Raw genomic sequence first — 4936 nt, 5'->3', positions numbered from 1 at the left:
CAATTACTTTGTTAAATTGGGCCTCAATAAAATAAATAATGCTATTGGAAACAACATATTATATGATAATCTCGGACGTGCCTACGGAAGATATTTGAATGTTGATGGCAACCAATCATGGTTTATCCAAGGTGAGGCTAGAAAAAGCATTAAAGTTCAAAGCAGTACTTTACAGTTTATTTTGAAACCATCACTTAGCAATGCAACCCAACCAAACTACATAAATGGTTTGCTTAATAGTACAAGTTTGCTCTCAACTGATAATAATTTTGTTGTTTCATATTTGTATAAAGATGCTTTTCAGTTCGAATTGAACCAGCAAATGCTTATTTCAAAATTAAAACAGACCAATAATCCTACGGCGTTCAAAAGTTCAATTTTAAGTACAAGATTTATTGCTAGCTTAAATATTTCCCCAGCCATTAGCTTCAATACCAATATTACGTATAATTCCAACTCTTCTACCTATGGTGGAAATTATAATTTTACCCTATGGAACGCGAACTTATACTATCGATTTTTAAAAGGTAACCAAGGAGAAGTGAAATTATCAGCTTTAGATATACTGCATCAAAACAAGGGGGTAGTGAATTTTGGATTGGACAATACCTTTACCACAGGATCGGTAAATGTAATGCAACAATATTTTCTGGTATCTCTTGCTTACTATCCTCGAGTTTTTGGTAGAAAGGCAAAGAAATCATCACTTTCTGAGTAATAAAACCTATCAGACGAACAAAATTGCTGAGGGCAGCTGCGTTTACTGTCGTCAATCATAAATGAGTTGGTGCTTTGCAACTAAGAAAAACTTGAATAGAAATTATAAATAAATTGTATTATTATTTATATCTCCCGAAGGTGCAGAATATGCAAGAGTTTACACTGAAGGATCAAACGGTACGGAAGCTAACGGGCGGTGGTTAACCAAGGCTAGTGAAATTGAAGGTTTATCACGAAGTGAGATACAGCGTAAAATAGCATTGCCAAACGAACCAACCAATATTGTTAAGGTTCAACCTCCTTCAGGTACTTAATGCGGGTAGGAATTGCGGGGCGTGCTTTTGGTCAGTCTGGAGGAGGGATTCAATACCAGCTAATGGAACGGATACCAGCTGCTTCGTTTATTCGGCCAATGGGATTGCCGGTGTTTATGCCTCCACCAATTGTAGAGCCGATGATTCCGGAATTACCCATAATCGAACCAGTAATAATACCATAATTAAGTAAAATGTATAGCCTCGTAGATAATAAATTAATTTTTAAGACAGGGGAACCACTTGTTTTTAAATACCCAATAAAACAATCCGTATTGGCTGAAGATATAATTATACTTATTTTAGATATTCCTGCTAACGAAGTGTACAATCAAAATGTATTTGGAATAAAATTGTGCGGAGATTTTTTATGGCAAATAGGGAAAATTGAATTATTCCAAAAGTCGAAAGATTGCCCTTACCTTAATGTGCGAAAAAATGATATGGATCAAATAGTACTGTTTAACTGGTGTGATACAGCAATAATTATTAATCCAAAAACGGGTGAAGTCTTAGATAAATATAATACTAAATAGACTCCTAGTCTGACGCAATTCCGTGGTATTTGAGAAATGAATAGAATTGTGGAAAAGCCATGAGATATAAATTTGTTTGCAGTATTTTGCTTCATTTATGACGATGGATATAGTGGTAACCTAAACCTTTCGGAATGCGCAATCATCTGCCACCATTCCCAGAACCTCCAGGGTTTTAAGGTGAATGTTCGGTATAAAATATCACTTTTATTTTGGGGATTCTTGTTCTTAAAACTTTCGAAGCGAGCTTTAGCAACTTCGAAATCTTGGGTTGGACCTCCCTGCTCATAAAACTGAAAGCTCGCATCTTTATTCCGATAGTGATATTCTTCTTGAAGAAAATATGCTATAGGTGGTAAGTTACTGATCACAATTGCGCTTACAATAATCAAAATTGTCACTTTGTATTTTCTTTTCATCTTATTGAATTTTACATGGTCCATTGCTTTCCGGTATTTTACCTCCAGCTTCGTTAATATCTAAATTGTGATTACTAGCTTTTTGTTCCCGCAAAGCGCTTGCCATTCCTGCTGGCGTTTTGGCAAAACCAGCTCCACCAGGTCCGCCCAATCCAATTTGCGTGGTTGGGTCTGGGATTGGAATACCTCCGGCCTGACCTGCTCCGTAGACGAATGTTGAGCAATTGTAATCCGAGAAATGATAGTTTTTTGGCGGGTTGCTTATATAATCTATTACTTTCTGAAAACTTTCCCCTGTGACATAATAAGTTGACGATATATTATAGGCATCAAAGCCGTTGTCAAGAATTTGCGATTTAGAGGATAGTTTATCCAGTCCAGAGCCAGTAGGGTAAAATCCGACAGTTTGTGTGATGGTTGTGGCTCCACTTGTTTTGCTCAAAGAAATAGCCACATGGCCGAAACTGTTGGCGCCGACATTAAAAGAGGTTCCAGGCTGCGGTTCAACAACATATACCCTTACTACAAATGCTGCATTTGTACTTGGAATCTTTGAGAAGCATTCCATCATCTCTTTGGGATTGACAGGGTTTTTGTCCTCTCCCGGAAGGTTCGATGGGGCAGGGGGCGATGATGTGCCGGTGTTTCCTCCGCTACCACCTGATGATCCCGAAGAGCCGTCTACAAGGCCATCGTAATATCCTCCGCCACCGCCAGCACCTCCGCCGTCGTCAAAGTAAGTGGTTGAGCAGATTTGGGTAGAATGGACGGTGAAATCACCTGCGCCGTCAATATACCAGTCTTGCACCCAGGCGCAGGTTTCTATAGCCATCATCTTCATGATCTTCCCTTGTATTCCACGATAGGGATTCACCTCCTTTAACATTTTGTTGGCCTGGTCTAGCTCTTCCTGCTTGGAAAACTGTTTGATCAATCCGACTGGCTTCCCCTTGCTGTAGAGTCTACCCCCCATTAGTTTGTAGTTGAGGTTGTATACAAATACCCTTCCTGTGAAATCCGCTGCCCTTGTTATCCGGTTTCTCTGCAGGTAGATGGCATCTGGAATAATCTCCAGTATTTTTGCCCCGATCTTTTTGCTTACAGGGTCCCTCAGTATCACCAGTTGCCGATATCCCTGTTTATAGTTTTGATAGGTGGGTTGTCCCTCCAGTAAAATGATCCACTTGTTCCCGTTCCTTATAGCGACGCTTTGGGCAAGTTTCCAGTCAACCCTGATTTTCGCCATGGCCTTACTGCTGTCTCTGTCAACCTGCGCCATAAAGTTTTTGGCCTCATCCAGGGAAATGGAGGTATTGCTTACTTCGTTCGTCACATTGTCATTGTTGAACGGTTCTTTTTGGCATGCACAGATCACGAGTACAAACAGCATGGTAGTTTTGAGCTTTGCGTTCATAACCTTAGTTTTTATAGTCAAAGATAGGTGTTGGATTTCGGCTGTTTTGTGTCTGGTGACACATTTGCAATTTTTTACGCCTGATTCTGCTTAAGGTTTCCCGGGAAATTCCAAGATAGGAGGCGATGTTGTTTTGGCTGGTCTGCTGCTCTATGTCGGGGTGGTGTTCAAGCAATTTTTCATAGCGCAACGTCGGGGTTTGGCTACGGAGGAAAATCGCCCTTTCCTCACTCATGATGTAGTACTTCTGTGTGACGATCCTGCCCAGCAGATTCCCTTGTGGGAAATCTGCATAATAAGCGTTTAATTGCTGCCAGCTTATGGACTGGAGTTTACAGTCCTGAAGTACTTCTATGTACTCATGGGCTGGTCTTTGGGTGAAAAAGCTGTAAACCGAGATCATCAGATCACCCTTTCCCATAAACCAGGTGGTGCACTCTTTTCCATTTTCGTCAATGAAAAAGGCACGTAAAAATCCACTTCGTATAAAGTACAGTCTCCGGGCAGTCTCGCCGGGTCTGAGTAATAGGTATTTGCGTTTAAAATTCTCGGTGATTGCCTCCCGGTTTACCCTGTCCTGCAAAGGAGCGGGAAGGGGTACAATGAAGCTCAAGGTTTCCAGTAAATCCTCTTCTTCGATAGTTTTTTTTTGCATGACTTGTCGATTGTGTCACAAATCAACTTTTCAGCGCGTTTACCTGRCTATTAGTGTCCTGTCGGAAGGATGTATTTTATAAACGCCATTTATCTGTATTTGTTACGTGCACCTTGCTAAAATTCTGCTTTCGCCGATAGCTGGTTGGTTGCTGCTCAAATAGTTAACTTAAAATGTATTGCTAGGAATTTGGAAAAACGATCTGAAAAACTTTATGCATAGATTTCCCTACAGATCGAATAGACAGCGGCTATCGCAAATCCGGTGGAGAAACTAAGTTCAAATCCACAATGCCTAAAGGTTGGAACCAGTGGGTATGGAGGGGTACCTGGAATACCATACGTGGGTGATCCGGGAGTCATCCTGCTAGGAAAATGATTTTCATCCCGGACAATTTGTGATATCTTTGGTCCAGAGATGAAACGCGAGCATATACGGGAAACCTTCGGAAATATTGATATTTATTTATTCGACCAGTTACTAAAAGGTACTTATGATGGGTGCAAGACTGTTTTGGATGCTGGATGTGGAACAGGAAGGAACCTGCTTTACTTTTTAAGAAGTGGTGTGGAGGTTTATGGGGTAGATCAAAATCCTGAAGCGATAGCACAGCTTAAAAATCTGGCCAGTGCCTTTCCCCATATCAATCCCGAAGAAAACTTCAGCATAGCGCCTGTAGAACAATTACCATTTGAAAGTGAGTGTTTTGATCTGGTCCTTAGTTCTGCTGTACTCCACTTTGCAGAAAACCAGGAACATTTTGAAGCGATGTTAAGCGCTATGTGGCGCGTACTTAAACCCGGTGGATATTTCTTCTGTCGCCTGGCCTCAGAAATCGGTATTGAATCGCTGGTCCGTTTTATCGGAAATGGGAGGTA

Annotated in this window: 6 protein-coding genes; 3 read left to right on the top strand and 3 right to left on the bottom strand. The window is 40.9% G+C overall.

Translation table 11 applies throughout. From position 1 onward, the window contains the following. Together AC1DPQ_RS17520 and AC1DPQ_RS17515 are read left to right on the top strand one after the other, a co-directional pair. Window positions 1-718 (top strand): hypothetical protein (locus AC1DPQ_RS17520; RefSeq protein ID WP_477610383.1); only part of this gene is annotated, 718 nt, incomplete at its 5' end. Window positions 719-1228: 510 nt separating this feature from the next. Next, the gene (locus AC1DPQ_RS17515) at window positions 1229-1570 is read left to right on the top strand and encodes a DUF7957 family protein (protein ID WP_477610382.1); all 342 of its coding nucleotides are present in this window, start codon (window positions 1229-1231) and stop codon (window positions 1568-1570) included. A gap of 95 nt (window positions 1571-1665) precedes the next feature. Here AC1DPQ_RS17515 and AC1DPQ_RS17510 read toward each other — a convergent pair whose 3' ends face one another. Genes AC1DPQ_RS17510 through AC1DPQ_RS17500 form a run of 3 tightly spaced genes read right to left on the bottom strand, consistent with a single transcriptional unit; the run spans window position 1666 to window position 4058 of the window. Beyond that, the gene (locus tag AC1DPQ_RS17510; protein WP_477585750.1) at window positions 1666-1989 is read right to left on the bottom strand and encodes a hypothetical protein; all 324 of its coding nucleotides are present in this window, start codon (window positions 1987-1989) and stop codon (window positions 1666-1668) included. Window position 1990: 1 nt separating this feature from the next. After that, window positions 1991-3403 carry a hypothetical protein gene (locus tag AC1DPQ_RS17505; RefSeq protein ID WP_477610381.1) on the bottom strand — a complete coding sequence of 471 codons (1413 nt, stop codon included), beginning with the start codon at window positions 3401-3403 and terminating at the stop codon, window positions 1991-1993. Between the two features lie 4 nt (window positions 3404-3407). Further along, window positions 3408-4058 carry a Crp/Fnr family transcriptional regulator gene (locus AC1DPQ_RS17500; protein ID WP_477610380.1) on the bottom strand — a complete coding sequence of 217 codons (651 nt, stop codon included), beginning with the start codon at window positions 4056-4058 and terminating at the stop codon, window positions 3408-3410. Between the two features lie 417 nt (window positions 4059-4475). On the opposite strand from AC1DPQ_RS17500, the gene AC1DPQ_RS17495 reads away from it, so the two are divergent. Then, on the top strand, window positions 4476-4936 hold a 461-nt coding region (locus AC1DPQ_RS17495), incomplete at its 3' end, for a class I SAM-dependent methyltransferase (RefSeq protein WP_477610379.1).

The sequence above is a fragment of the Pedobacter sp. 01T416_2 genome (assembly GCF_056398925.1).
The sequence above is the reverse complement of the archived record's forward strand: the minus strand, read 5'-3'. Positions and strand labels throughout refer to the sequence as shown.

What these genes read in the sequence shown, in the direction of transcription:
- AC1DPQ_RS17515 (WP_477610382.1), top strand. Translation starts at nt 1,229, where the DNA reads ATGTATAGCCTCGTAGATAATAAATTAATTTTTAAGACAGGGGAACCA.
- AC1DPQ_RS17510 (WP_477585750.1), bottom strand. Translation starts at nt 1,989, where the DNA reads ATGAAAAGAAAATACAAAGTGACAATTTTGATTATTGTAAGCGCAATT.
- AC1DPQ_RS17505 (WP_477610381.1), bottom strand. Translation starts at nt 3,403, where the DNA reads ATGAACGCAAAGCTCAAAACTACCATGCTGTTTGTACTCGTGATCTGT.
- AC1DPQ_RS17500 (WP_477610380.1), bottom strand. Translation starts at nt 4,058, where the DNA reads ATGCAAAAAAAAACTATCGAAGAAGAGGATTTACTGGAAACCTTGAGC.